The sequence below is a fragment of the Streptomyces sp. NRRL F-2664 genome, from assembly GCF_000719345.1.
Taxonomy (GTDB): Bacteria; Actinomycetota; Actinomycetes; order Streptomycetales; family Streptomycetaceae; genus Streptomyces.
Map to the genome: position 1 here is coordinate 1 of NZ_JOFX01000623.1, position 226 is coordinate 226.

The following is a 226-nucleotide window of genomic DNA, read 5'->3' on the forward strand; positions in this document are numbered from 1 at the left end:
TCTCCGCCTTCGCCTGCATGAACGCCGACCCCGCCTCCCGCACCTACTACGACCGGCAACGCGCACGCGGCAAAACCCACACCCAAGCCCTCCTCCGGCCCGCCCGCCAACGCATCAGCGTCCTGTCCGCCATGCTCCGAGACGGCACCTTCTACGAGTCCAGATCCCCCGCCGTCACCCTCGCCGCATAACCAGCCCAGACACCCACCCACCACCACGTCCTTGA

General features: G+C 68.1%; 1 pseudogene. It reads left to right on the forward strand.

Features of this window, described 5'->3' with window-relative positions:
• Positions 1-191 (forward strand): annotated as a pseudogene (locus IF89_RS0137260) (IS110 family transposase); the annotation flags it as partial.
• Between the last annotated feature and the right edge of the window lie 35 nt (positions 192-226).